A 23,295-nucleotide genomic window follows, 5' to 3' on the forward strand; every position below is an offset into this window, starting at 1 on the left:
GGGCTCCTTGACGTCAGCGGGTGACGGACACGCCGAGCAGCGGCCACACCGCGACGGCGAAGAACAGCACGAGCGCGGCGGTCAGCGGCGCCAGGACGGCCGACAGCCGCAGCAGGTCGCGCGGGGTGTAGGTGGGGGTGCCGGGGATCTGCGCGAAGAGCGCGACCGGTTTGGCGGAGGCGGGCAGGGTGTGGCAGAAGCCCGCGGCGGCGGTGGAGGCGAGGGCGGCGGCGACCGGGTTGACACCGGCCCCGGCCGCGGCGGCCACCACCAGCGGCACCAGCACCGAGGAGCGGGCCGAGCGGGACTGCAGGACCAGGTGGGCCGCCGTGCTGACGGCGATGACGATCGCCAGGAACACCACCGGGGAGCGGCCCGCCGGCGCCCCGCCGACCAGCCACGCCGCCGCTCCCGAGTCGGCGAGCGCCACGCCCATCGCCATCGTCGCGGCCATGAACAGCAGCAGCGACCACGGCACGGTCCTCAGCGCGTCCTTCAGGCGCACGGTGCCGAGCGCCGGCGAGGAGGCGATGACGGCGCCGATCAGCGCGACCAGGGCGGGCGGCACCCGGTGCAGCGGCTCGCTGCACCACAGCAGGACCACGGTGGCCAGCAGCAGGACGCAGCGCTTCTCGGCCTGGCTCCAGGGGCCGGTGACCGGCTGCTCGCTGTGCTCCTGGATCTGCCCGGGGGTGATGTGCACCGGGCCGGTGCGGTCCGCCCGCCGGGTCGTCGTCAGCAGCACCAGCTCGGCGGCCAGGTGCGAGGACACCACGGCCGGCGGCAGCCCCAGCAGCAGCCACCGGGTGAAGCCGATCTGCTGCCCCGTCGTCTCCCACAGCACCGACACCGTGATCAGATGCGCGCCCGCGCCGATCAGGGTCGCCAGCGCCGACAGAAGGATCACGGTCGGGAACAGCAGCGCCAGCATCACGACCAGTCGTCTCCGGTCGGCGAGGACCTTGGCGAGGGCCAGGAACACCGGCAGCGCGAGCGCGGCCCGGCCCGAGGTGGCCGGCACCGCGAACGCCGAGACGACCAGGGCGGCCGTCGTCAGGTGCACGAGCTGCCGTACGGTCCGCGCCCCGCCGACCAGGAACACCGCCGCCCGCCCCGCGAGCCCGGTCCGGCTCACGGCCGCCGCCAGCACGAACGCGCAGATCAGCAGCCAGACCGTGGCGTCCCCGAGTGTCCCGAACAGGGTGTCGCTGCTGATCACCCCGGTCACCGTGAGCGCCAGCCCGGCGCCCAGCGCGATGTAGGTGTCGTCGATGGGCGTCCCGATCCACGCGCAGGTCGCCAGCGCGAACACGGCGAGCGTCAGCCGGGCGTCGCCGCCGAGCCCGGGCACGACGTGCGGGACCGCCAGCGGGGCGCACAGCGACAGCGCCACGCACAGGGCGGCGAGAGCTCGTGGGTTCCATGTCACGCCTTCGAGGCTCCGCCCCGGGGGTGAGCCGCCGATGAGCCGCACATGAAGGGAACTTCACCCGGCGGGCAGCCGGTACCCCATCCCGCGCACCGTCTCCACCCGCTCCGCTCCGAGCTTCCGGCGCAGCGTGCGGACGTAGACGTCCACGATGTTGGACCCGGGGTCGAAGTCGTAGCCCCACACGTGGGAGAGGATCTGCTCGCGGGAGAGCACCTGCCCCGGGTGCCGCAGGAACAGCTCCAGCAGCACGAACTCACGGGCCGTCAGGTCCACGGTCCGCTCCCCGGAGCGGGCCCGGCGGGTGCGCAGGTCGAGGCTGAGCGAGCCCGACCTGAGCACGGTCACCTCCGGCGCCCGCGCCGCCGTGCGCAGCCGCAGCCGCACCCGGGCCAGCAGCTCCTCGAAACGGAACGGCTTGGTCATCCAGTCGTCGGCGCCGCCCTCGAGGCCGGCCACGGTGTCCCGGACGGAGTCCCGCGCGGTCAGCACGATCACCGGCACCGACACCCGCGCCTCCCGCAGCTCGCGCAGGACGGTGAAACCGTCCCGGCCGGGCAGCCCGATGTCCAGCACCACCAGGTCGAAGCCGCCGGTCAGGGCGTACGCGAAGCCCGCGTCCCCGTCGGCGGCGACGGTCGTGGTGAAGCCGTTGGAGCGCAGCCCCTTCTCCACGAAGGAGGCGATGCGCTCCTCGTCCTCGACGATCAGGATGCGGTTCACGTGGGGTCCCCTTCCGGTGCCCGGTGTGCGTGCAGGACGAGGGCGAAGGTGGCGCCGCCCCCGGGCGTGGCGTGCAGCCGTACCCGCCCGCGGTGCCCCTCGGCGATCGCCTTGACGATGGACAGCCCCAGCCCGGCCCCCGAACCGCGGGTGCCGCGGCGGGCGGTGCCGCGCCGGAAGCGTTCGAAGATGACCTCGGCGTCCTGCGGCTGCACCCCCGGCCCGGAGTCGGCGACGTAGAGCTGCAGGTGCGGCCCCTCGGCGCGGGAGCCGATGCGGATGGTCTGGCCGGTGGTGGTGTGCTGCACGGCGTTCTGCGCGAGTTGCACCATGGCCTGGGTGATGCGCTGCGGATCCAGCTCGGCCTCCAGGTCGGCGACTTCCGCGAGCTGCCAGTCGCGTGTGCCGAGGGTGCGGGCCTTGACGTAGACGTCGGCGGTGAGTTCGGCGACCTGGACCGGCTCGGGCGTGACGAAGTCGGGTCGTTCCGCCTTGGCGAGCAGCAGCAGGTCCTCGACGATGCGGCTCATCCGGTCCAGCTCGTCGGTGACCAGCCGGACCGTCTCCTCGCGTTCGGCCGGGTCGTCGCCCATGACCTCCAGATGGCCGCGCACGATGGTGATGGGCGTGCGCAGTTCGTGCCCGGCGTCGTCGACGAACTCGCGCTGCGCGGCGAAGGCCCGCTCCAGCCGGTCGAGCATGCCGTTGAACGTCTCGGCGAGCGCCGCTATGTCGTCGTGGCCGTGCACCGGGATCCGGCGGGTGAGGTCCTGCTCGGTGAGGTCCGAGGCCGCGGCGCGCACCACCCGCACCGGCCTGAGGATCCGCCCGGCGACCGCCCAGGCGATGCCGGTGGTCAGCAGCAGCGCCACCCCGGAGATGCCGAGCAGCGTGCGGAACACGGTGTTCACCCGGGCCTGCTCCCGCTCCGGGTGGAAGGCCACGACGAACGCGGCGTCCGGCTCCCGGCCCGGCCGGCCCACGGTGACCTTGGCCCAGCGGATCTCGCCCTGCGGCCGCCGCAGCACGCCGGAGGAGTCCGGCGAGGCGAAGATGAGGCGCCGCGCGCCGGGGTCCCGGTGCAGGGGCAGGGCGACGGGCAGGGGATGCGGCTGGCGGATCTGCCGGGGAGCGCCGCCCGCCCCGCCGACCAGGCCGATCAGCTCCTGGTCCGTGTCCGGGTACTGCCGTTCGAGGAAGACCGTCAGCAGCCGGTCCGCGTCGGTGAACGGGCGGCCGGTCTGCGGATCCCCGCCGCGCTCCTCGAAGTTGGCGAACTCGCCGGTCTCCTGGGTGAGCAGCCCGTTGATCCGGTTGTCGACGTCGCGCAGCAGGAACGAGCGGGTGGTCATGGCGACCGAGGCGAGCGCCACCGTCATCACGAGCAGCAGCCACAGCAGGATGCGGACCCGGGCGGAGACGCGCCGGCGGCCGGTCTCAGGTGTCGGTGCCGGGGCCGTCGTCGTCGCCGGGCCCGTCGTCCGAGGTGTCCCGGCCGCGGTCGTCGTCGTCATCGTCACTCGCAGGGCTGTCGGTCACCGGGGGCCGCGAGACGACCTCGTCGCCCGGCGCGCTGCCGCCCGGCGTGGGCGTCGGGGAGGGCGCGAGCGTGGCGGAGGGCGTGGGCGGGGTGCGGTCCAGCTCCACCCGCTGGGAGGGGACCTCGGGCGGGGGAGGACCGTCCGCCAGGGCGTAGCTGGTCGCGGCGATGCCCAGCGGGATCAGCACGACCGCCGAGAGGCCGGCCATACGACGGGAGAATGCCATGGGCCCGATCCTGCGGCCGGAACCCGGACGGCGGCATGAAGCCCGGATGAAGAACCCTTCATCCGGGACGGGCCCGGACCCGGCGGCCTAGTTGTCCAGGCCGATCGAGAACGCCGCCTCCAGGTCGTGCTGCGAGTACGTGCGGAACGCCACGTGGGTGTCCGTGCCCTCGACGCCGGGGATCTTGCTGATCCGGCCGGGGATGACCTCCGCCAGGTCCTCGTGCTCCTTGACCCGGACCATCGCGATCAGGTCGTAGGTGCCGGTGACGGAGAAGACCTCGCTGACGCTGTCCAGCGCCGCGATCGACTCCGCGATCTCGGGGATCCGGTCCACGCTGGTCTTGATGAGGACGATCGCGGTGATCACGGCTGGTTCTCTCCCTCGGGGGCCGGAGCAGGGGCGGTCTTCACTCTAGTAGGGCCGGTCGGGCGGCCGTAGCGCACCGACGCGTAGCCGAAGCCCAGCCCGAAGCCGATCAGATGGGCCAGGTAGGCCACGCCCGGGCCGTCCGAGGCCCGCCCGGCCGCCAGCCACTGCAGCGCCGCCCAGAACGGCAGCACGATCCACGCCGGGAAACGCACCGGCAGGAAGAACAGGAACGGCAGGAGACTGGTCACCCGGGCCCGGGGGAACAGGTACAGGAACGCGCCGAGGACCGCCGAGATCGCCCCCGAGGCTCCGACCAGGGACTGCGCGGAGTGGGCGTTGGCGACGGCGTAGCCCAGCAGGGCCAGGTAGCCGCAGCCGACGTAGAACAGGGTGAACTGCACCCGTCCCATCCGCTCCTCGGTCATCGCCCCGAAGACGTAGAGGAAGAGCATGTTGCCGAGCAGGTGCACCCAGCTGCCGTGGACGAACAGAGCGGTCACCGGGGTCAGGGCGGAGGCCCCGGGCCCCCCGGATCCGTCGAACAGTTCTGCGGGGATCACCCCCCAGCGGCGGAAGTAGGCCCGCTGCGCGGCGAGCAGTTCGTCGCCCGAGCCGTACACCGGATTCAGGCCGGAGGCGGGCCCGAGCAGGAAGACCGCGCAGCACAGGGCGATCAGGGCGTACGTCACCGGCGCCGCCGACCCCCCGGCCGGTCTGCAGGCCCGGACGATCGACGCGCTCCACCTTCTGATCATGGACACAGAGCATGACGTAACCGGACGCAACCGCGCAGACCGCCTCGCCGCCGTGGACGGGCGGGCGGCGAGGACCCGCCAGGCCGTAGGGTTACGGACCACACGCACCGGGGAAGCCGGTGGCGTCACGGACACTAGAAGGAAAGAGAACAGGTCACGATGACGGTTCCCCTGCCGACCGCCGAGACGCGGTGGCGCTGCACCCTCTGCGGCAACCTCACGCGGTTCGACGTGACCCGCTCGTCGAAGGTCGTCGAGTACGTCCACCTCGACCTGGCCGGAGAGCCCAAGGTCGAGGAGCGCGAGGTGCTCAGTGAGACCATCGAGTCGGTGCGCTGCCGCTGGTGCAACGCGGTGGACCAGGTGGAACTCGTGGACAGGCCGGGCGCCGGCTCCTGACGGGAGCGGGCCCCGCACAGGCATTGGGGTGTGACGGATGGCGGAGACCACGGGCGGGGGGCCGGGCGACGGCGCCGCCGAGGTGCTCGACCGTCCGATGCCCGACGGCGTGCGCCGCAGGGTCGTGCAGATCGTCTCGGACGGCTTCGGCTCCCTGACGGTCGGCGAGCTGCCCGCACAGCTGCGGCAGTACGCCCGGTTCGCCCCCAACCGCCGGGCCAAGTTCGCCGGCAACGCCATGGCCGCGGCCCTGGAGACCGATCCGCTGTTCCGCCAGCGCATCGGGGAGAAGCTCAGAGAGGCCCAGCCGGAACTGGCCGGCGCCCTCGACTCAGGCTCCCCGCCCCCGGCCGCGGACCCGCTCGACGTGGCGGCCGCGGCCTACGTACTGCGGCCGCCGGGCTGGGTGAAGCTCGTGACGGCCGCGGGCGAGGAGGCCCAGCGGGCCGACGCCGAGCGCGCCGACGAGGAGAGCCGGGCGGAGCTGGAGCGGCTGCGCGCCGAGCTCGCCCGGGCCCGCGACCACACCCGCGCCGAGACCGAGCGGCTGCGCGCGGAGCTGGAAGCGGCCAAGAAGGAGACCGAGTCCCTGCACCGCAAGCTGCGCGCCGCCCTGAGCGACGTCAAGCGCGGCGAGGCGGCCCTGCGCAAGGCGCAGGGCGAGATCGAGGCCGTCCGCGCCGAGGGCCAGGCCCAGGTGTCCGCCGCCGAGAGCGAGACCCGGCGCCTGAAGGCCCGGCTGGGCGAGAGCGAGGCCGCCCTGGAGGCCGCGCGCCGGGCGGCACGCGAGGGCCGCAGCGTGGAGGACATGCGGGTACGGCTGCTGCTGGACACCCTGCTGGACGCCACCCAGGGGCTCCGCCGCGAGCTGGCCCTGCCGCCGGTGTCGGTCCGGCCCGCCGAGACCGTCGACGCCGTCGAGCCGGGCCGGATGTCCCCCAAGGACATCGCCGCCCGCGCCCTGTCCGAGAACGACCCGCAGGTCCTGGACCAGCTGCTGGCGCTGCCGCAGGCCCATCTGGTCGTCGACGGCTACAACGTCACCAAGACCGGCTATCCGCAGATGCCGCTGGAGAAGCAGCGCCTCCGGCTGCTGGGCCAGCTCTCCCAGCTCGCGGCGCAGAGCGGCGCGGAGGTGACCTGCGTCTTCGACGGCGCCGAACTGGTCGCGCCGGTGCTGCTCGCGCCGCCGCGCGGTGTCCGGGTGCTCTTCTCCAAGCCGGGCGTCACCGCCGACGAGCTCATCCGCCAGCTGGTGCGCGCCGAACCGCCGGGCCGCCCGGTCATCGTGGCCTCCACCGACCGCGAGGTCGCCGACGGCGTGGCGCGGGCGGGCGCCCGGCCCGTGGCCTCGGCGATGCTCCTCAAGCGTCTTTCGCGCGCCTAGGAACCGTAACGGGCGATGCGTAACGTCCGGGCGTGATGCCCGAATTGATGGGACCTGTGGGCCACGTTAAGTCAAGTGCGGCGCACCGCCTGTGAGTCCGGGGAAAAAGTTCGCCTCCTGTGACGCGATTTTTCATCTGAGGATTTGAACTGATCACAGGAAGGTCACTAGGGTCAGGCCCCGAACCTCCGCTCGGGTGATCACTCATCGGGAGAGACGGCGGAGGGGCCAGAAGGAGCTTTTCACCCGTGGCGTCCCACCGTCGTCCGAAGCAGCCCAGCCGCGCACGTGTGACCGTGCTGACCACCGCCGCCGCCGCTGCCGTCGCCTTCAGCTCGCAGGCCGCCAACGCGGCCCCCAGCGAGAAGCCGAGCAAGGACGAGGTCAAGGCGAAGGTCGACAAGCTCTACGAAGAGGCCGAGCACGCCACCGAGAAGTACAACGGGGCCAAGGAGAAGCAGGAGAAGCTCCAGAAGGAGATCTCCACGATCCAGGACAACGTCGCCCGCGGCCAGGAGGAGCTCAACGAGCTGCGCGACAGCCTGGGCCTCGCCGCCGCGTCGCAGTACCGCACCGGCTCCATCGACCCCTCGGTCCAGCTCTTCCTCTCCTCGGACCCGGACGACTACCTCGACAAGGCCTCCACGCTCGACCAGTTGAGCAGCCAGCAGGTCGAGGCGCTGAAGAAGGTCCAGGAGAAGCAGCGCGAACTCGCCCAGCAGCGCGCCGAGGCCTCCGAGAAGCTCAAGGACCTCGCCTCCACCCGCGCCGAACTGGGCAAGAAGAAGAAGGAAGTCCAGGGCAAGCTCTCCTCCGCGCAGCGGCTGCTCAACACCCTCACCGCCGCCGAGAAGGCGCAGCTCAAGGAAGAGGAGAACCGCGCCAGCCGGACCGCCGAGCGCGACGCCCTCACCGCCAAGACCCCGCCCGGCTCCGGCCGCGCCGCCGCCGCCTTCGCCTTCGCCCAGAGCCAGCTCGGCAAGCCCTACGTCTACGGCGCCACCGGCATGAGCTCCTACGACTGCTCCGGCCTCACCTCCCGGGCGTACGCCGCGGCCGGCGTCCAGATCCCGCGCACCTCCGAGGCCCAGACCGGGGCCGGCACCAAGATCTACTCGGTCAGCCAGCTCAAGGTCGGCGACCTGGTCTTCTTCTTCAACGACCTGCACCACGTCGGCCTCTACGCCGGCAACGGGCAGATCATCCACGCCCCGCGCACCGGCACGGTCGTCCGCTACGAGTCGATGGACACCATCGGCGGCCCCTTCATGTTCGGCGTCCGGGTCTGACCCACCCCCCCGGCCGCCCCCGCGACCGGGACGCCGTTCCGCCGATCGGGCGAATCACGGCGGCCCCGAGTGAGCCCACGCCCCGCCCTTGACCTGCGTCAGCGGCGGGGCGTCCTGCTGCGCTCCCACGGACGGTCGTTGGCGGCCCCCCGCCGCGGGGCTACTGTCTGCCGCGTTTCCACCGTCCGCCAGCGGAAGGAGAGCGGTTTCCCGTGGGGTCCCATCGCCGCCTTGCATCGCCCGGGTTCGACCGGGGCGCCAGCGCCGCCGTCAGCCTCCTGTCCGTCGCGGCCGCAGCCCTGGGCGCGGTACCGGCCCTGGCCGCGCCGCACGACGACACCCGGGCCACGGTGGACCGGCTCTACGAGCAGGCCGAGAAGGCGACCGAGGCCTACAACGCGGCCGGCGAGCGCGCCGACGCGCTGCGCCGCCAGGTCGGCACCGCCCAGGACCGGATCGCCCGGCAGCAGCAGCGCGTCAACTCCATGCGGGAGTCGCTCGGTTCGGTGGCCGGCGCCCAGTACCGGTCGGGCGGCCTCGACCCGTCCCTGGCCCTGCTGTTCTCCGACGACCCGGACGACTACCTCGACAAGGCCTCCCGCCTCGACCGCCTCACCGCCCGCCAGGCCGGCGCACTCAAGGACCTCCGGGGCGCCCTGCGCGAACTCGCCCAGGAACGCGAGGAGGCCGCGGGCAGGCTCCGGGAACTGGAGCGCAGCCGCAAGGCCGTCGCCGCCCACAAGAAGACCGTCGAGGCCAAGCTCGCCACCGCCCGGCGGCTGCTCGACTCCCTGCCCGAGGGCGAACGCGGGCCCTACGACCGGGCTTCCCGCTCCGGCCGCACGGGCCTGCCCGACCTCGGCGGCGCCACCGCAGCCTCGGGCCGCGGCGCCGCCGCCGTGGCCGCCGCCCGCAGCGCGCTCGGCAAGCCCTACGTGTGGGGCGCCAACGGTCCCACCGGCTTCGACTGTTCGGGCCTGATGCAGTGGTCGTACGCCCAGGCCGGGGTGGCCCTGCCGCGCACCTCGCAGGCCCAGCGGTACGCCGGCCGGCAGATCCCGCTGTCCGAGGCGCGCCCCGGGGACCTGGTCGTCTACCGGGCCGACGCCAGCCACGTCGGGATGTACATGGGCAACGGCCAGGTCATCCACGCGCCCTACCCGGGCGCGCCCGTGCGCTACGACCCGGTCGGGATGATGCCCGTCTCGTCGGTCACCAGGGTCTGACCGGGACCGGCCCGCGCCCGTACGATCGGGAACGTGGCTGGTCGAAGGTGGGGGTCCGCGGTGGTGGCGCTGGTGCTGCCGCTCGTCGCCCTGACGGGGTGCGGCGGGCCGACCGCGGCCGACAGCGCCACGGCCGACGTCCAGCGGCTGCTGGACCGGCGGGCGGCGGCGGTCCTCGGCCGTGACGAGCGGGCCTACGAACGGACCGGCACGGACGCCGATTTCGCCCGGCTGCGCGCGCTGCCTCTGGCCTCCTGGTCGTACCGGGTGACCGGGCTGCGCCGCACCGGCGACACGGCCACCGCCGACGCCGAACTGCGCTACCGCGTCGCCGGGTACGACCGCGCCCCCGTGACGGCCGGCCGCACCCTGCGGCTGAGCCGGGACGCGGCCGGGCACTGGTCCGTCGACGCCGACCGGCCCGCGAGGAAGTCCGCGCAGCAGCTGTGGGACCAGGGCGAGGTGCGGCTCGCCCGGGGCACGCGGAGCCTCGTCCTCGGCGTCGGGCAGTCGGCCCGGTCGCTGCGCGGCTTCGCCGGCCTGGCCGACCGTGCGGTGCCCGCCGTGTCGGAGGCGTGGGGCACGGACTGGAGCCGGCGCGTCGTCGTGCTCGTTCCGAAGTCGCTGGAGGGCATGGCCGGGCTGCTGGGCTCACCGGCCTCCTCCTACCGCGGGATCGCGGCGGTCACCACCGGCGAGACGGGCGCCCGGGACCGGTCACCCGCCGACCGGATCATCGTCAACCCGGACGCCTTCGCCCTCCTCGGCGACGTCGGCGAGCAGGTCGTCGTCACCCACGAGACGGCCCACGTCGCCACCCGCGCCCACACCACCGCCGCCACCCCGCTGTGGCTGTCCGAGGGCTACGCCGACTGGGCCGGCTACCGCGCCGCCGGCCGCACGCCACCCGAGGCCGCCCCCGAGCTGTCCCGTGCCGCCGGCCGGGGAGAACTCCCGGCCGGTCTCCCCGCGGACGAGGACTTCGGCTTCACCGGCGACGCGAGCCGCCTGGCCCGCGCCTACGAGAGCGGCTGGACGGCCTGCCTGATGATCGCCGACCGCTGGGGCGAGTCCGGGCTGCGGGACTTCTACCGGGCGGTCGGCGAGCACCGGGAGCGCTCCGGAGCCGTGGAAGAGGCGATGCGGGACGTGCTGGGCACCACCCCGGAGGACTTCACCCGGCAGTGGCGGGAGTACCTGCGGGACCGGCTGGGCTGACGGGCGCCGTCCGTGCGGGAGGGGCGGCGGGGACCGGCGCGAGCGGTCGAGCGGGTCGACGGCCTCCCGCAGCCGGGCGCGTCCCGCCTCGCCCGTCGCACGGGCGACCGCAGAGCACGGGGCGGGGCGTTCGAACGGCGGCGGCGCTGCTGCGGGTGGCCGGGTGCGGGTGGCCGGGTGCGGGACGGCCGGGTGCGGGACGGCCGTGCGGCTGGAACCCGGCCACGCGCTGAGGGGGCCGGGGCTGCCCGGTGTCCGCCTCGCGCCGGAGGGACCGCTGTTCCGGCGGGTCCCGGCTCAGGAGGAGACGGGCGTCTCGCCGGTACGGGCGGCGGGCTCAGGGTGCTCGGGGGCGGGGAGCGTGCGCGGCACCGACGCCCGCCACAGCGCCCGGGCCGCGATCAGCGAGGCGGCCACCAGCAGGCCGTTGCGCACGAACAGCAGGGTCAGACCCAGGCCGTCGCTCGCCACCACGTTCGCGAAGTACAGCGGGAACTCCAGCACCGTCACGAAGCACGCCACCAGCACCAGGGCGACCGGCAGCCGCATCCGGCTGCCCGGGAAGCACAGGCACACCGCCGCCAGCCCGACCAGCCACACCATGTACTGGGGGCTGATCACCCGGCTCGTGGTGGTGAACAGCAGCACCGCCACGAAGGCCGCGTCGGCGAGCGTGTGCTCCTCGAACCGCCGCGCCAGCAGCCGCCACAGCACCAGCCAGGCGAACGCCGCCCCGGTCAGGAACAGCGCGCCCGTGCTCACCTCGGTCACGTACGGCCCGAGGAACTCGATCGAGCCGTAGTTCAGCAGCACCTCGCCCTGCCAGCCGAAGTGCCGGGCGACGTGGAAGACCAGCGCGCCCAGCGACTCCACCTCGGTGCCCCGGTCGCGCTGGAAGGTCAGGAAGGCGAACGGTCCCGGCATGGTCAGCAGGAACAGGGCCGTCACCACGAGACCGGTGCCCAGCGCCGACACCCAGGCGCTGCGCTGCCGGGCGGCCAGCAGCAGCATCGCCGGCCAGACCTTCAGCAGGGCGCCGAAGGCCGCCAGGGCGCCGAGCGCCCTCGGGTGCCGGGCGCCCGCGAGCAGCGCCGCGACGGCCACCGCCGTGACCATCACGTCGTAGCGCGCGTACACCGTCGGCCCCAGCAGCGGCACGCCGATCACCCACACCCAGGCGCCGCGCGGCGTCCGGCCCGGGCGCCGGCCCGCCCGGGCCAGCAGCGCCAGCACGACCAGGTCGGTGACGCAGATCAGGGCGAAGAAGGCGGTCGCGTAGTCCCAGAAGGGCAGCAGGCCGGGGGAGAGGATCGCCAGCGCGGCGGCGGGCGGGTACTGCCAGGTGACGTCCTGCTGAGGGAACGTTCCGGTGCGCAGTACGTCGTACCAGCCCTGGTAGATCACGTGCACGTCGCTCGTGACGTCCGGGCCCGGGAAGACGTACACCTTCAGCACGAACAGCAGCAGCACCAGCCTCGTGAGACACCAGATCGCCGGCAGCCATGCCGTGGACCGCCTCGTGCCCGTCGTCTCCACCTGATCCCTGCCCGTTCGCGCGCCGTGTCGAAGGGCCATGATGGGCCCGCCGGCTGTGAGCGTGCCACACGAGCCGCCGCGCGGGACGCCGAGGGGCGGTTCGGTAGGGTCGTCGCCGTGCGCAAGACCCTGATCGTGACCAACGACTTCCCGCCCCGGCCCGGGGGCATCCAGGCGTTCCTGCACAACATGGCGCTGCGGCTGGATCCGCAGCGGCTCGTCGTCTACGCCTCGACCTGGAAGCACGGCAGGGAGGGCGCCGAGGCGACCGCCGCCTTCGACGCCGAGCAGCCCTTCCCCGTCGTACGGGACCGTACGACCATGCTGCTGCCGACCCCGGGCGCCACCCGGCGGGCCGTCGGGCTGCTGCGCGAGCACGGGTGCACCGCGGTGTGGTTCGGGGCGGCCGCCCCGCTCGGGCTGATGGCACCGGCCCTGCGCGCCGCCGGCGCCGAGCGGCTGGTCGCCACCACGCACGGCCACGAGGCCGGCTGGGCGCAGCTGCCCGCCGCCCGGCAACTGCTGCGCCGCATCGGCGACTCCACCGACACGATCACCTACCTCGGCGAGTACACGCGCTCGCGGATCGCCTCCGCCCTGACGCCCGGGGCGGCCGCGCGCATGGTCCAGCTGCCGCCCGGAGTCGACGAGAAGACCTTCCACCCCGGCTCGGGCGGCGACGAGGTGCGCTCCCGCCTCGGCCTGACGGACCGCCCGGTCGTGGTGTGCGTCTCCCGGCTGGTGCGGCGCAAGGGCCAGGACACCCTTATCCGGGCCATGCCCAGGATCCTCGCCGCCGAGCCGGACACCGTGCTGCTGATCGTCGGCGGCGGCCCGTACGAGAAGGACCTGCGGCGCCTCGCGCACGAGACGGGCGTCGGCTCCGCCGTGCGCTTCACCGGCGCCGTGCCCTGGTCCGAACTCCCGGCCCACTACGGCGCCGGCGACGTCTTCGCGATGCCCTGCCGGACCCGACGCGGCGGCCTGGACGTCGAGGGACTCGGCATCGTCTACCTGGAGGCCTCCGCGACCGGCCTGCCGGTCGTCGCCGGCGACTCCGGAGGCGCCCCCGACGCGGTCCTGGACGGCGAGACCGGCTGGGTGGTCAGGGGCGGCTCCCCCGAGGAGGCGGCCGACCGCGTCGTCGCCCTGCTGGGCGACGCCGAGCTGCGCCGCAGGATGGGGGAGCGGGGGCGGGCCTGGGTCGAGGAGAAGTGGCGCTGGGACCTGCTGGCGGAGCGCCTCAAGACCCTGCTGTAACGGCCGGCCCCTCAGGGGCGCGGGGAACTGCGCGACCAGCCACGACGCATACGCGGCACCCCGTGCTCAGGGGCGCGGGGAACTGCGCGACCAGCCACGACGTACCGGCACCCGCCCACGGCGCGTGCGCGGCACCCCATTGGGCGGTACCCGCCGGCCGAGGGACGACCGCGCCCGCCGAACGCACGAGGGCGCGGGTCCTCGCCGAGGACACCGCGCCCTGGGGGCCCGGAGGGTCACTTCGCGTACAGCGCCTCGATCTCGTGCGCGTAGTCCTTCGCCACCACGTTCCGCTTCAGCTTCAGCGAGGGGGTCAGATGGCCCGAGTCCTCCGTGAACTGGGAGGGCAGAACACGGAACTTCCGTACCGATTCCGCCTTCGACACCGCGGCGTTGCCGTCGTCGACCGCCGCCTGGATCGCGGCCAGCAGGTCCGGGTCGTCGCACAGCGAGGCCGCCGTCGAACCCTCCGGCTTGCCGTGGTCCGCGCACCAGCGGCCCAGGAACTCCTCGTCGACGGTGATCAGCGCGCCCACGAACGGCCGCCCGTCGCCCACGACCATGCACTCCGCGACCAGCGCGTGCGCCCGGATGCGGTCCTCGATCACCGCCGGGGCGACGTTCTTGCCGCCCGCGGTGACGATGATCTCCTTCTTGCGGCCGGTGATCCGGAGGTAGCCGTCCTCGTCCAGCGTGCCGATGTCACCGGTGTGGAACCAGCCGTCGGCCAGCGCCTCCGCGGTCGCGCCCGGGTTGTTCCAGTACTCCTTGAACAGGTGCTCGCCGTGCAGCAGCACCTCGCCGTCGTCGGCGATCCGGACCACCGAGCCGGGCAGCGGCTGCCCGACCGTGCCGATCTTCTGCCGGTCCCAGGGGTTGAACGCGGTCGCGGCACAGGACTCGGTCAGGCCGTAGCCCTCCAGGACCGTGAAGCCGATGCCGCGGAAGAAGTGCCCGAGACGCTCGCCGAGCGGGGCGCCGCCGGAGATGGCGTACTCGCCCCGGCCGCCGAGGACCGCGCGGAGCTTGCCGTAGACGAGCTTGTCGAACGCCTTGTGCTTGATCCTCAGGCCGAGGGACGGGCCCGAGGGGGTGTCCAGCGCCTTGCTGTAGGCGATCGCCGTGTCGGCCGCCTTGTCGAAGATCTTGCCCTTGCCGTCCGCCTGGGCCTTGGCGCGCGCCGAGTTGTAGACCTTCTCGAAGACGCGCGGCACACCGAGGATCAGGGTCGGGCGGAACGCGGCCAGCTCGTCGGTCAGGTTCTTGATGTCCGGGACGCAGCCGAGCTTGATCGGCGCCATCATCGGCGCGATCTGCACCAGCCGGCCGAAGACGTGCGCGAGGGGCAGGAAGAGCAGCACCGAGCACTCGCCGGTGCGGAACAGCGGACGCAGCCGCTCCACGATGTTGCCGCACTCCGCGAAGAAGCTGCGGTGGGTGAGCACGCAGCCCTTGGGCCGGCCCGTGGTGCCGCTGGTGTAGACGATGGTCGCCGGGTCGTCGGCCCGGGCGATCGAGCCGCGCTCTTCGACCGTCTCGTCCGTGACGTCCTGGCCGAGCCGGCGAAGCTCGTCCAGGCCGCCGCCCTCGATCTGCCACACGTGCTTGAGCGCCGGCAGCCGGTCGCGCACCGACTCGACGGCGGCCGCGTGGGCCTCCGACTCCACGACGCACGCGGTGGCGCCCGAGTCGCCGAGTATCCACTGCACCTGCTCCGGCGAGCTGGTCTCGTACACCGGCACGGTGACCGCTCCCGCGCTCCAGATCGCGAAGTCGAGCAGCGTCCACTCGTAGCGCGTGCGGGACATCAGGCCCACCCGGTCGCCCGGCTGGACCCCGGCGGCGATCAGGCCCTTGGCCGCCGCGTGCACCTCGGTGAGGAAGGTGGTGGCCGAGACGTCCTGCCAGCTGCCGCCGACCTTGCGGGCGATCACGGCGACGTCCGGGTGCTGCGCGGCGTTTCTGCGGACGATGTCCGTCAGGTTCCCGTCCGCGGGGACCTCGTACAGGGCCGGAAGGCTGAACTCGCGCAAGACTGCTGCTCCTCATAGGGCGCCGGCGCCACGACGTTGTGTGCTGCGACGGTGCGGTCCAAGGCTCGGGCAGGTGCTCCGGCATTCACTTGTTGAAATGCAGAGCACGACTGGACTGCCCGGACGTTACCCGCCGGTATGGCTTCTCCGACAGGGGGTCCCGTCGAGATGTTCGCTGCGTCACACAGTTGGGTATTCCTTCGCGCACAGTAGTCCACGCACGGAAACAGTGGCCAGTAACCGCAGGTAGGGCCGCCTCTGTTCACCGGCGGCGCGCCGGACCTACCCTTGATCACCATGGCACCCACACCAGCCGCAAACAGCAAAACGCGCGTGCACGTGGTCAGCGACGTACACGGCAACGCCCGTGACCTGGCGCGCGCCGGGGAGGGCGCCGACGCGCTGATCTGCCTGGGCGACCTCGTCCTCTTCCTCGACTACGCCGACCACTCGCGCGGGATCTTCCCCGACCTGTTCGGCGTCGAGAACGCCGACCGCATCGTCGCCCTGCGCACCGCCCGGCGCTTCGAGGAGGCCCGCGCGTTCGGCGCCCGGCTGTGGGCCGGCATCGGCGAGGACCGCGCCTCGGTCATCGAGAAGGCGGTCCGCAGGCAGTACGCCGAGATGTTCGCCGCCTTCCCCACGCCGACGTACGCCACCTACGGCAACGTCGACATCCCGCGCCTGTGGCAGGAGTACGCGGGTCCCGGCACGACCGTCCTCGACGGCCAGCGGGTGGAGATCGGCGGCCGGGTCTTCGGCTTCGTCGGCGGCGGCCTGCGCTCACCGATGCGCACGCCCTACGAGATCAGCGACGAGGAGTACGCGGCCAAGATCGAGGCGGTGGGCGAGGTCGACGTGCTGTGCACGCACATCCCGCCCGAGGTGCCCGAACTGGTCTACGACACCGTCGCGCGCCGCTTCGAGCGGGGCAGCCGGGCCCTGCTGGACGCCATCCACCGCACCCGCCCCCGCTACTCCCTCTTCGGACACGTGCACCAGCCGCTGGTGCGCAGGATGCGGATCGGGGCAACCGAGTGTGTGAACGTGGGGCACTTCGCGGGGACCGGCACGCCGTGGGCGCTGGAATGGTGAGGACGCCCCAGGTGGGGTGAGATCGGCCGGTCCCGTGCGCGGTAGCCTTCACGCTGCACACACCGCGCAGCACCACCTCATACCGGCCCGCATCTGGAGGAGCCACAGCGATGGCGGAACACACCAGCTCGAGCATCACCGTCGAGGCGGCCCCGGCCGATGTCATGGCGGTCATCGCCGACTTCGCGCGTTACCCGGACTGGACCGGCGAGGTGAAGGAGGCGGAGGTCCTCAAGACCGACGCCCAGGGCCGCGCCGAGCAGGTCCGCCTCGTCATGGACGCCGGCGCGATCAAGGACGACCAGGTGCTCGCCTACACCTGGACCGGTGACAACGAGGTGTCCTGGACGCTGGTGAAGTCCCAGATGCTGCGTTCCCTCGACGGCACCTACCTGCTCAAGCCGGCGGGCACGGGCGGCACGGAGGTCACCTACGCGCTGACCGTCGACGTCAAGATCCCCATGCTCGGCATGATCAAGCGCAAGGCGGAGAAGGTCATCATCGACCGGGCGCTGGCGGGGCTGAAGAAGCGCGTCGAGTCGGGCGTGTGACCGCCCCGGCGGCGACACCGGGTCCCTCGTCGCACGCCGGGTACCGTTCCGACCCATGCGCACCCTCCTGATCACCGGCCCCGGCGGCAGCGGTCGTACCACGCTCGCGGCCGCGACCGCCCTGGCCGCGGCGGCGCGGGGCACGAACACCCTCGTGCTCGGCACCGACCCCGCCGACACCCTCGGTGCCGCCCTCGGCGTGCCGACCGGCCCCGTCCCGGTCCGGGCCGCCGAGCACCTCACCGCCTGGCGCCCCGACGCCGCCCGGGACTTCCGCGAGGACCTCACCGCCCTCCAGGACCGGGCCTCCTCCGCCCTGGACCTCCTCGGCGCCTCCCGCCTCGACACGGAGGAGCTGACCGCCCTGCCCGGCGCGGAGGAACTCGCCCTGCTGCGCGCCCTGCGCGACGCCGCGCTGTCGGAGCGGCACGACCTCCTGGTCGTCGACCTGCCCCCGGTGCCGCGGGCGCTGGCCCTGCTCGCGTTGCCGGAGGAACTCCGCCGCTACCTGCGCCGCCTGCTCCCGCCCGAGCGCCAGGCGGCCCGCGCCCTGCGCCCCGTGCTGGGCCGGCTGGCCGGCGTCCCCATGCCCGCCGAGTGGCTGTACGAGACGGCCGCCCGCTGGGACACCGAACTGGCCGCCGTCGAGGCGGTCCTCGCCGACCGGGACACCGCCGTCCGGCTGGTCGCCGAGCCGGGCCCGGCCGGCGACGACGCCCTGCGCACCGCGGGCCTCGGCCTCGCCCTGCGCGGGCTGCGCACCGACGTCGTGATCGCCAACCGGGTCCTGCCGGAGGCCTCCCCCGACGCCTGGCTGGCCGGACCGGTCGCCCAGCAGCGCAAGACACTGGAGGAGTGGCGGGAGACGCACGACGTCCGCACGGTCGCCCACCTCGGCCGGGACCCGCGCGGCGCCGACGACCTCACCGCCCTCGACGTCCCCGGCGCGGCCGGGCCGGCCCCGGCCGTCGCCTGGCCCGTGACCGACCGGATCGCGGAGGAGGGCGTGCTGGTCTGGCACATCCCCCTGCCCGGGGCCATACGCGACGAACTCGACCTCGTCCGGCGCGGCGACGAACTCGTGGTGGGCGCCGGCCCGTTCCGCAGGATCGTCCCGCTGCCCTCCGCGCTGCGCCGCTGCACCGTCGACGGCGCCGCCCTGCGCGACGGCGAGCTGCGCGTCCGCTTCGCACCCGACCCGAAGCTCTGGCCGCAGGCCCGGTGACGGAGGCCGGTACGCCCGTTCGGGTAACGTCGTAGGGACGAACCGTAGTCAGGAGTCCGTCATGAGCGAAGAGCTCCCCCCGTCCGGCGACGCCCGCGAAGAGGCCGTCGACGAGGTGCGGGCCGCCGACGCCGACGCCTGGGCGACCGCGTGCGCCGAGGACCTCGAAGCGGAGAAGGCCCGCCGCCGCACCCAGTACGGCCAGCCTCCCGGCTCGGCGGCCGAGGAGCTGAAGAAGTTCGTCGACGCCGTCGCGGACAAGCTGTCCACCCTGCAGTCCCCGCTGTTCGGCGCGGTCGCCGGACCCGCGGCCCAGCAGGTCGTGCGGCAGGTCGTCCAGCAGGCCAAGGCCGCCGTGGACCCGGTCATCGAACGCAACCCGGACGTCTTCGACCACCTGGCAAGCGCCGGCAGCGAACTGCTCGCGGCCTACCGCTCCGCCGTCCAGGCCCAGGAGCGCCGCTGGACCGGCCGCGACGACCAGGACGACCCCCGCGACCAGGACGAACGACGCGACCCCGGGGACGACGCCGGTCCCGGGGAGCGCATCGACCTGGACTGAGCCCCCTCGACCTGGACTGAGCCCCCTCGGACCGGACTGAGCCCCCTCAGACCCCGGCGGGCGGACCCCGGCCCACCGCCCCCGGACGTGCCCAGCGTGCGGACGACAGGAACCCGACCCCAGGGCCTCGGGTACCGTTGCCCCTAGCGGGGCTCGACCGAAACTGAGGGATTCATGGGACTCACCATCGGCGTCGACATCGGCGGCACGAAGATCGCGGCCGGCGTGGTCGATGAGGAAGGCAACATCCTCTCGACCCACAAGGTGCCGACCCCGGGCACGCCCGAGGGCATCGTGGACGCCATCGCCTCGGCGGTGGACGGAGCGCGCGTCGGACACGACATCGTCGGCGTGGGCATCGGCGCCGCCGGCTACGTCAACCGGCAGCGCTCCGAGGTGTACTTCGCGCCCAACATCCACTGGCGCAACGAGCCGCTCAAGCAGAAGGTCGAGGCCCGTGTGGGCCTCCCGGTGGTCGTGGAGAACGACGCCAACGCCGCGGCGTGGGGCGAGTACAAGTTCGGCGCGGGCAAGGGCCACCGCAACGTCATCTGCATCACCCTCGGCACCGGCCTCGGCGGCGGCATCATCATCGGCAACAAGCTGCGCCGCGGGCACTTCGGCGTGGCCGCCGAGTTCGGCCACATCCGCATGGTGCCGGACGGCCTGCTGTGCGGCTGCGGCTCGCAGGGCTGCTGGGAGCAGTACGCCTCGGGCCGGGCGCTGGTGAGGTACGCCAAGCAGCGCGCCAACGCCACCCCGGAGAACGCCGAGACGCTGCTCAGCCTCGGCGACGGCACGCCCGACGGCATCGAGGGCAAGCACATCTCCATGGCCGCCCGCCAGGGCGACCGCGTGGCCGTCGACTCCTACCGCGAGCTGGCCCGCTGGGTCGGCGCGGGCCTCGCCGACCTCGCCTCCCTCTTCGACCCCTCGGCGTTCATCGTCGGCGGCGGCCTCTCCGACGAGGGCGAACTGGTCCTGGGCCCGATCCGCAAGTCCTACAAGCGCTGGCTGGTGGGCGGCAACTGGCGCCCGGTGGCCGAGGTCCGCGCCGCGGAACTGGGCAACAAGGCGGGCCTGGTGGGCGCGGCCGACCTGGCCAGGGAGCCCGACCCCATCATGTGACGCCCTGCTCGCGCTCCTGGGGGCGCGGGGACGCGCGACCGGCCGCACACGGCCGGTACTCGCGTACAGACCCCGCGCCCCGCGCTCTCGGGCGTAGATTGATCACATGCCGCTGCTCCCCGACTCCCGTACCGAACCCGACGGTTCCGCGGTCATCAGGGTCCTCAGCTACAACATCCGGTCGATGCGGGACGACACGGCCGCCCTGGCCCGTGTCATCAGGGCCTGCGCGCCCGACCTGGTCCTCGTCCAGGAGGCCCCCCGCTTCTTCCGCTGGCGCAAGAAACTCGCCCGGCTGGCCCGTGCGTCCGACCTGGTGGTCCTCACCGGCGGCGCCACCGCCGCGGGCCCCGCGATCCTGTGCTCCCTGCGGGCGGCCGCCGAGCGGACCGAGGACGTGCTCCTGCCCCTGACCCCGGGTCTGCACCGCCGGGGCTTCGCCACCGCCGTCGTCCGCTTCGCCGGCACCCGCCTCGGCGTCCTGAGCTGCCATCTCTCCCTGGACAAGGACGAACGCCAGGAACAGGCCGGTCTGCTCCTGGACCGGCTGGCCGGCCTGGGCGTGGAGCACGCGATCGCCGGCGGCGACCTGAACGAGCGCCCCGAGGGCCCCGCCTTTTGCCGGCTGTCCGGGCGCCTGACCGACTGCCGGGCCGCCGCGCCCTGGGGCGGCGAGCACACCTGGACCCCCGCCGACCCCTACCAGCGCATCGACGCGATCTTCGCGACCGGGGGGATCGAGGTGCTGGGCTGCGGCGTCCCGCTCGGCCATCCCGGGGTGAGCGAGGCAGACCTGAGGGCGGCCACGGACCATCTCCCGGTCCTGGCCGCCCTCAGGGTGCCGGCTTCCCGGACGGCTTCCTAGACGACCGCTCCGCGCCCCGGGTCGTCGTCCTCCTCGTCGTCCGTCCGCATCCGCATCACCAGCGTGGCGCACCCGCCGATGAAGCCGCCGATGCCCAGGGTCGCCAGCCACCAGGTCATCTCCCACCCGAGCAGCACGGCCAGCAGGAGCAGCACCGGGCCGCCGAGCACCCCGAGCCAGGCGAACTTCGCGGTGGCGTCGGCGGTCGGCAGCGGCGGGGGCTCCGGCGGCACGAAGTGCCCCTCGTCGTCCGCGTCGAAGTCGTCCTCGGTGGGTTCGGGCGCGGTGTAGTCGCGCGGGCCGACACCGGGCGCGAAGGACACCGAGCCGCCCAGCGGCCTGACCGGCTCGTCCGCCGTGGCCCCGGCGTCCTGGGCGCCTTTGGCCTCCGGACCGTCCGGCTCGCCCGGCTTGCGGGCGCCACCGGCGGCCGGTCCGGCGCCCGCGGCCGGGGCGGGCCGGTCGTCGTTGGTCGGGGACTCCAGCAGCGCGAGGTCCTCCACCGACTTGAACGGCTTGGCACCCGGCGGGTCCGGCGGCTCCTCGCCGTACCCGGCGACGATCGCCGCCCACGCGGCCTCCTCGTCGATCGGGACGCCCTTCTCGTCCGGCTCGCGGCCCTCGCGGTCGGAGTCGTGCTCAGCCACCTGCGGTCGTCCCTTCCTTGCCGAGACCGGGCTCCTTGACGAGGCCGGACGCGAGCCGGCCGATGAACGCGAGGCTCTCCTCGTGGATCCGGTCCGCGTCATGGTCCAACGTGGCGACGTGGTAGCTCTGTTCCAGCAGGACCTCCCTCACGTCCGTCGACGAGATGCGGCCGAGGATCCGGGCCGAGTCGGCCGGCGGCACCACGTGGTCCTGCGGGCTGTGCAGCAGCAGCACCGGCTGGGTGACCTGCGGCAGCTCGCCGTCGACGATCCGGAAGAACTGCCGCAGGGAGTGCGCCGCGTGCAGCGGCACCCGGTCGTAGCCGAGCTCCCTGCTGTCGGGCTTGGCGATGTCGCTGGCGATGCCCTTCGTCGCCGGGACGAAGTGGCGCACCACCGGCAGGGCGTGCGCGGCCAGGCCGTGCACCTTGTTCGCCGGGTTGACGACGACCACGCCGCTCACGGCGTCGCCGTGCTTCGCGGCCAGCCGCAGGGCGAGGGCGCCGCCCATCGACAGGCCGGCCACGAAGACCTTCTCGCGGCGCTCGAGCAGCAGGCGCAGCGCGCGGTCCACCTCCGCGTACCAGTCCTGCCAGCCCGTGATCCGCAGGTCCTCCCAGCGCGTGCCGTGCCCGGGCAGCAGCGGCAGGGAGACGGTCAGGCCGTGGTCGGCGAGGTACTCCGCCCAGGGGCGCAGTGACTGCGGGGAACCGGTGAAGCCGTGGCAGAGGAGGACGGCGACCTCCCCGCCCTCGTGGTGAAACGGCTCGGCTCCGGCGAGGACCGGCACCTTCGGCCTCCAGGTCGTGAGAAGGGACGGACACGATCACGGATGTCACGGAACGTCATGGAAGGGGTCGCACGGCGTTCGCGGGACCTTCACCGTACGCGACCGCACTGACACCGACCAGGGCCGTCGGCGCCTTTGACGGCGCTCCGGGTTAAGGTCTGACCGACACATACAGGAGGCACTCGGTTGTTGTACGGCGCGATGAAGGTCGCTGTTGGGGGACCGCTCAAGGTCGCCTTCAGGCCCTGGGTGGAAGGCCTGGAGAACGTTCCCGCCGAGGGCCCGGCGATCCTGGCGAGCAACCATCTGTCCTTCTCGGACTCGTTCTTCCTGCCCGCGGTGCTGGACCGCAAGGTCACGTTCATCGCGAAGGCCGAGTACTTCACCACGCCCGGGGTGAAGGGCCGGCTGACGGCCGCCTTCTTCAAGGGGGTCGGCCAGCTGCCCGTGGACCGCTCCGGTGCGCGCGGCGCGGGGGAGGCCGCCATCAAGAGCGGCATCGACGTGCTGGAGCGCGGTGAGCTGTTCGGGATCTACCCGGAGGGCACGCGCTCACCCGACGGCCGGCTCTACCGCGGCAAGCCGGGCGGCCTGGCGCGCGTGGCCCTCGCCACCGGCGCGCCCGTCATCCCGGTCGCCATGATCGACACGGAGAAGATCCAGCCGCCGGGGAAGGTCGTGCCCAAGCTGATGCGGCCGGGCATCCGGATCGGCAAGCCGCTGGACTTCAGCCGCTACCAGGGCATGGAGCACGACCGGTTCGTGCTGCGCGCGGTGACCGACGAGGTCATGTACGAGATCATGAAGCTCTCCGGCCAGGAGTACGTCGACATGTACGCGACGGCCATGAAGCGGCAGCTCGCGGAGGCGGCGAAGGCGGAGAGGGAAGCCGAGAAGGCGGCCCGGGCCGCGCAGGCACGGGCGGAGAAGGAACGGGCCGAGAGGGACAAGGCCGAGAAGGACAGGGCCGAGAGGGAACGGGCCGAGACGGAACAGGGGCGGACCGAGCCCTAGTCGGGCTCGGCCGGGGGTGGGGGA

At 73.5% G+C, this 23,295-nt stretch carries 23 protein-coding genes; 13 read left to right on the top strand and 10 right to left on the bottom strand.

Features of this window, described 5'->3' with window-relative positions:
* Positions 1-13 precede the first annotated feature (13 nt).
* The 6 genes from ABZY20_RS01600 to ABZY20_RS01625 form a co-directional block, all read right to left on the bottom strand.
* Positions 14-1,429 (bottom strand): SLC13 family permease, encoded by a 1,416-nt coding sequence (locus ABZY20_RS01600; RefSeq protein ID WP_356435002.1) that lies wholly within the window; start codon positions 1,427-1,429, stop codon positions 14-16.
* Positions 1,430-1,486: 57 nt separating this feature from the next.
* Positions 1,487-2,152 carry a response regulator transcription factor gene (locus ABZY20_RS01605; RefSeq protein ID WP_356435005.1) on the bottom strand — a complete coding sequence of 222 codons (666 nt, stop codon included), beginning with the start codon at positions 2,150-2,152 and terminating at the stop codon, positions 1,487-1,489.
* Positions 2,149-3,666, bottom strand: a complete 1,518-nt coding sequence (locus ABZY20_RS01610; RefSeq protein ID WP_356435007.1) for an ATP-binding protein — start codon at positions 3,664-3,666, stop codon at positions 2,149-2,151. The genes ABZY20_RS01605 and ABZY20_RS01610 overlap by 4 nt, the downstream gene beginning before the upstream one ends.
* Complete coding sequence (locus tag ABZY20_RS01615) at positions 3,590-3,919, bottom strand: small secreted hydrophilic protein (RefSeq protein WP_356435009.1); 330 nt, start codon at positions 3,917-3,919, stop codon at positions 3,590-3,592. The genes ABZY20_RS01610 and ABZY20_RS01615 overlap by 77 nt, the downstream gene beginning before the upstream one ends.
* An 87-nt stretch (positions 3,920-4,006) precedes the next feature.
* A complete protein-coding gene (locus tag ABZY20_RS01620; RefSeq protein ID WP_030848030.1) occupies positions 4,007-4,288 on the bottom strand; it encodes an Lrp/AsnC ligand binding domain-containing protein in 282 nt (93 codons plus the stop codon).
* A complete protein-coding gene (locus ABZY20_RS01625; protein ID WP_356435011.1) occupies positions 4,285-5,046 on the bottom strand; it encodes a rhomboid family intramembrane serine protease in 762 nt (253 codons plus the stop codon). The genes ABZY20_RS01620 and ABZY20_RS01625 overlap by 4 nt, the downstream gene beginning before the upstream one ends.
* Positions 5,047-5,205: 159 nt before the next feature.
* Between ABZY20_RS01625 and ABZY20_RS01630 the strand changes: the two genes are divergently transcribed.
* The 5 genes from ABZY20_RS01630 to ABZY20_RS01650 all read left to right on the top strand — a co-directional run bounded on the left by ABZY20_RS01630 (position 5,206) and on the right by ABZY20_RS01650 (position 10,565).
* Entirely contained in the window at positions 5,206-5,445 is a 240-nt protein-coding gene (locus tag ABZY20_RS01630; RefSeq protein ID WP_003989675.1) for a hypothetical protein, read from the top strand.
* Positions 5,446-5,482: 37 nt separating this feature from the next.
* A complete protein-coding gene (locus ABZY20_RS01635) occupies positions 5,483-6,832 on the top strand; it encodes an NYN domain-containing protein (protein WP_356435013.1) in 1,350 nt (449 codons plus the stop codon).
* 248 nt (positions 6,833-7,080) lie between these two features.
* Positions 7,081-8,121, top strand: a complete 1,041-nt coding sequence (locus ABZY20_RS01640) for an NlpC/P60 family protein (protein ID WP_356435015.1) — start codon at positions 7,081-7,083, stop codon at positions 8,119-8,121.
* A gap of 212 nt (positions 8,122-8,333) precedes the next feature.
* On the top strand, positions 8,334-9,347 hold the full coding sequence (locus ABZY20_RS01645; protein WP_356435017.1) for an NlpC/P60 family protein: 1,014 nt from the start codon (positions 8,334-8,336) through the stop codon (positions 9,345-9,347).
* A 33-nt stretch (positions 9,348-9,380) separates the two neighbouring features.
* A complete protein-coding gene (locus ABZY20_RS01650) occupies positions 9,381-10,565 on the top strand; it encodes a hypothetical protein (RefSeq protein ID WP_356435018.1) in 1,185 nt (394 codons plus the stop codon).
* Positions 10,566-10,862: 297 nt separating this feature from the next.
* On the opposite strand, the gene ABZY20_RS01655 is transcribed toward ABZY20_RS01650, so the two are convergent.
* The gene (locus tag ABZY20_RS01655; protein WP_356435020.1) at positions 10,863-12,101 is read right to left on the bottom strand and encodes a glycosyltransferase family 87 protein; all 1,239 of its coding nucleotides are present in this window, start codon (positions 12,099-12,101) and stop codon (positions 10,863-10,865) included.
* A 117-nt stretch (positions 12,102-12,218) separates the two neighbouring features.
* On the opposite strand from ABZY20_RS01655, the gene ABZY20_RS01660 reads away from it, so the two are divergent.
* Positions 12,219-13,361: a glycosyltransferase family 4 protein gene (locus ABZY20_RS01660; protein WP_356435021.1), complete on the top strand. Its 1,143-nt coding sequence runs from the start codon at positions 12,219-12,221 to the stop codon at positions 13,359-13,361.
* 236 nt (positions 13,362-13,597) lie between these two features.
* Here the strand turns inward: ABZY20_RS01660 and ABZY20_RS01665 are convergent, their stop codons facing one another.
* The gene (locus tag ABZY20_RS01665; RefSeq protein WP_356435024.1) at positions 13,598-15,394 is read right to left on the bottom strand and encodes an AMP-dependent synthetase/ligase; all 1,797 of its coding nucleotides are present in this window, start codon (positions 15,392-15,394) and stop codon (positions 13,598-13,600) included.
* Positions 15,395-15,733: 339 nt separating this feature from the next.
* On the opposite strand from ABZY20_RS01665, the gene ABZY20_RS01670 reads away from it, so the two are divergent.
* From ABZY20_RS01670 to ABZY20_RS01695, 6 genes are all read left to right on the top strand, one after another.
* A complete protein-coding gene (locus tag ABZY20_RS01670) occupies positions 15,734-16,489 on the top strand; it encodes a metallophosphoesterase (RefSeq protein ID WP_356435994.1) in 756 nt (251 codons plus the stop codon).
* 110 nt (positions 16,490-16,599) lie between these two features.
* The gene (locus ABZY20_RS01675; protein ID WP_356435026.1) at positions 16,600-17,040 is read left to right on the top strand and encodes an SRPBCC family protein; all 441 of its coding nucleotides are present in this window, start codon (positions 16,600-16,602) and stop codon (positions 17,038-17,040) included.
* 55 nt (positions 17,041-17,095) lie between these two features.
* Positions 17,096-18,265 carry an ArsA-related P-loop ATPase gene (locus ABZY20_RS01680; RefSeq protein ID WP_356435028.1) on the top strand — a complete coding sequence of 390 codons (1,170 nt, stop codon included), beginning with the start codon at positions 17,096-17,098 and terminating at the stop codon, positions 18,263-18,265.
* Positions 18,266-18,326: 61 nt separating this feature from the next.
* On the top strand, positions 18,327-18,827 hold the full coding sequence (locus tag ABZY20_RS01685; protein WP_356435031.1) for a DUF5304 domain-containing protein: 501 nt from the start codon (positions 18,327-18,329) through the stop codon (positions 18,825-18,827).
* 174 nt (positions 18,828-19,001) lie between these two features.
* On the top strand, positions 19,002-19,955 hold the full coding sequence (locus tag ABZY20_RS01690; RefSeq protein WP_356435034.1) for an ROK family glucokinase: 954 nt from the start codon (positions 19,002-19,004) through the stop codon (positions 19,953-19,955).
* Positions 19,956-20,061: 106 nt separating this feature from the next.
* Entirely contained in the window at positions 20,062-20,820 is a 759-nt protein-coding gene (locus ABZY20_RS01695) for an endonuclease/exonuclease/phosphatase family protein (protein ID WP_356435036.1), read from the top strand.
* On the opposite strand, the gene ABZY20_RS01700 is transcribed toward ABZY20_RS01695, so the two are convergent.
* A complete protein-coding gene (locus ABZY20_RS01700) occupies positions 20,817-21,467 on the bottom strand; it encodes a hypothetical protein (RefSeq protein ID WP_356435038.1) in 651 nt (216 codons plus the stop codon). The genes ABZY20_RS01695 and ABZY20_RS01700 overlap by 4 nt on opposite strands.
* Positions 21,460-22,257: an alpha/beta fold hydrolase gene (locus ABZY20_RS01705; RefSeq protein WP_356435040.1), complete on the bottom strand. Its 798-nt coding sequence runs from the start codon at positions 22,255-22,257 to the stop codon at positions 21,460-21,462. The genes ABZY20_RS01700 and ABZY20_RS01705 overlap by 8 nt, the downstream gene beginning before the upstream one ends.
* A gap of 201 nt (positions 22,258-22,458) precedes the next feature.
* On the opposite strand from ABZY20_RS01705, the gene ABZY20_RS01710 reads away from it, so the two are divergent.
* A complete protein-coding gene (locus ABZY20_RS01710) occupies positions 22,459-23,271 on the top strand; it encodes a lysophospholipid acyltransferase family protein (protein ID WP_356435043.1) in 813 nt (270 codons plus the stop codon).
* Positions 23,272-23,295: the final 24 nt, after the last annotated feature.

The sequence above is a fragment of the Streptomyces sp. NPDC006624 genome, assembly GCF_040611555.1.
GTDB lineage: Bacteria > Actinomycetota > Actinomycetes > Streptomycetales > Streptomycetaceae > Streptomyces.

What these genes read in the sequence shown, in the direction of transcription:
- ABZY20_RS01635 (WP_356435013.1), top strand. Translation starts at nt 5,483, where the DNA reads ATGGCGGAGACCACGGGCGGGGGGCCGGGCGACGGCGCCGCCGAGGTG.
- ABZY20_RS01695 (WP_356435036.1), top strand. Translation starts at nt 20,062, where the DNA reads ATGCCGCTGCTCCCCGACTCCCGTACCGAACCCGACGGTTCCGCGGTC.
- ABZY20_RS01610 (WP_356435007.1), bottom strand. Translation starts at nt 3,666, where the DNA reads ATGACGACGACGACCGCGGCCGGGACACCTCGGACGACGGGCCCGGCG.
- ABZY20_RS01630 (WP_003989675.1), top strand. Translation starts at nt 5,206, where the DNA reads ATGACGGTTCCCCTGCCGACCGCCGAGACGCGGTGGCGCTGCACCCTC.
- ABZY20_RS01680 (WP_356435028.1), top strand. Translation starts at nt 17,096, where the DNA reads ATGCGCACCCTCCTGATCACCGGCCCCGGCGGCAGCGGTCGTACCACG.
- ABZY20_RS01685 (WP_356435031.1), top strand. Translation starts at nt 18,327, where the DNA reads ATGAGCGAAGAGCTCCCCCCGTCCGGCGACGCCCGCGAAGAGGCCGTC.
- ABZY20_RS01625 (WP_356435011.1), bottom strand. Translation starts at nt 5,046, where the DNA reads ATGATCAGAAGGTGGAGCGCGTCGATCGTCCGGGCCTGCAGACCGGCC.
- ABZY20_RS01615 (WP_356435009.1), bottom strand. Translation starts at nt 3,919, where the DNA reads ATGGCATTCTCCCGTCGTATGGCCGGCCTCTCGGCGGTCGTGCTGATC.
- ABZY20_RS01710 (WP_356435043.1), top strand. Translation starts at nt 22,459, where the DNA reads ATGAAGGTCGCTGTTGGGGGACCGCTCAAGGTCGCCTTCAGGCCCTGG.
- ABZY20_RS01690 (WP_356435034.1), top strand. Translation starts at nt 19,002, where the DNA reads ATGGGACTCACCATCGGCGTCGACATCGGCGGCACGAAGATCGCGGCC.
- ABZY20_RS01675 (WP_356435026.1), top strand. Translation starts at nt 16,600, where the DNA reads ATGGCGGAACACACCAGCTCGAGCATCACCGTCGAGGCGGCCCCGGCC.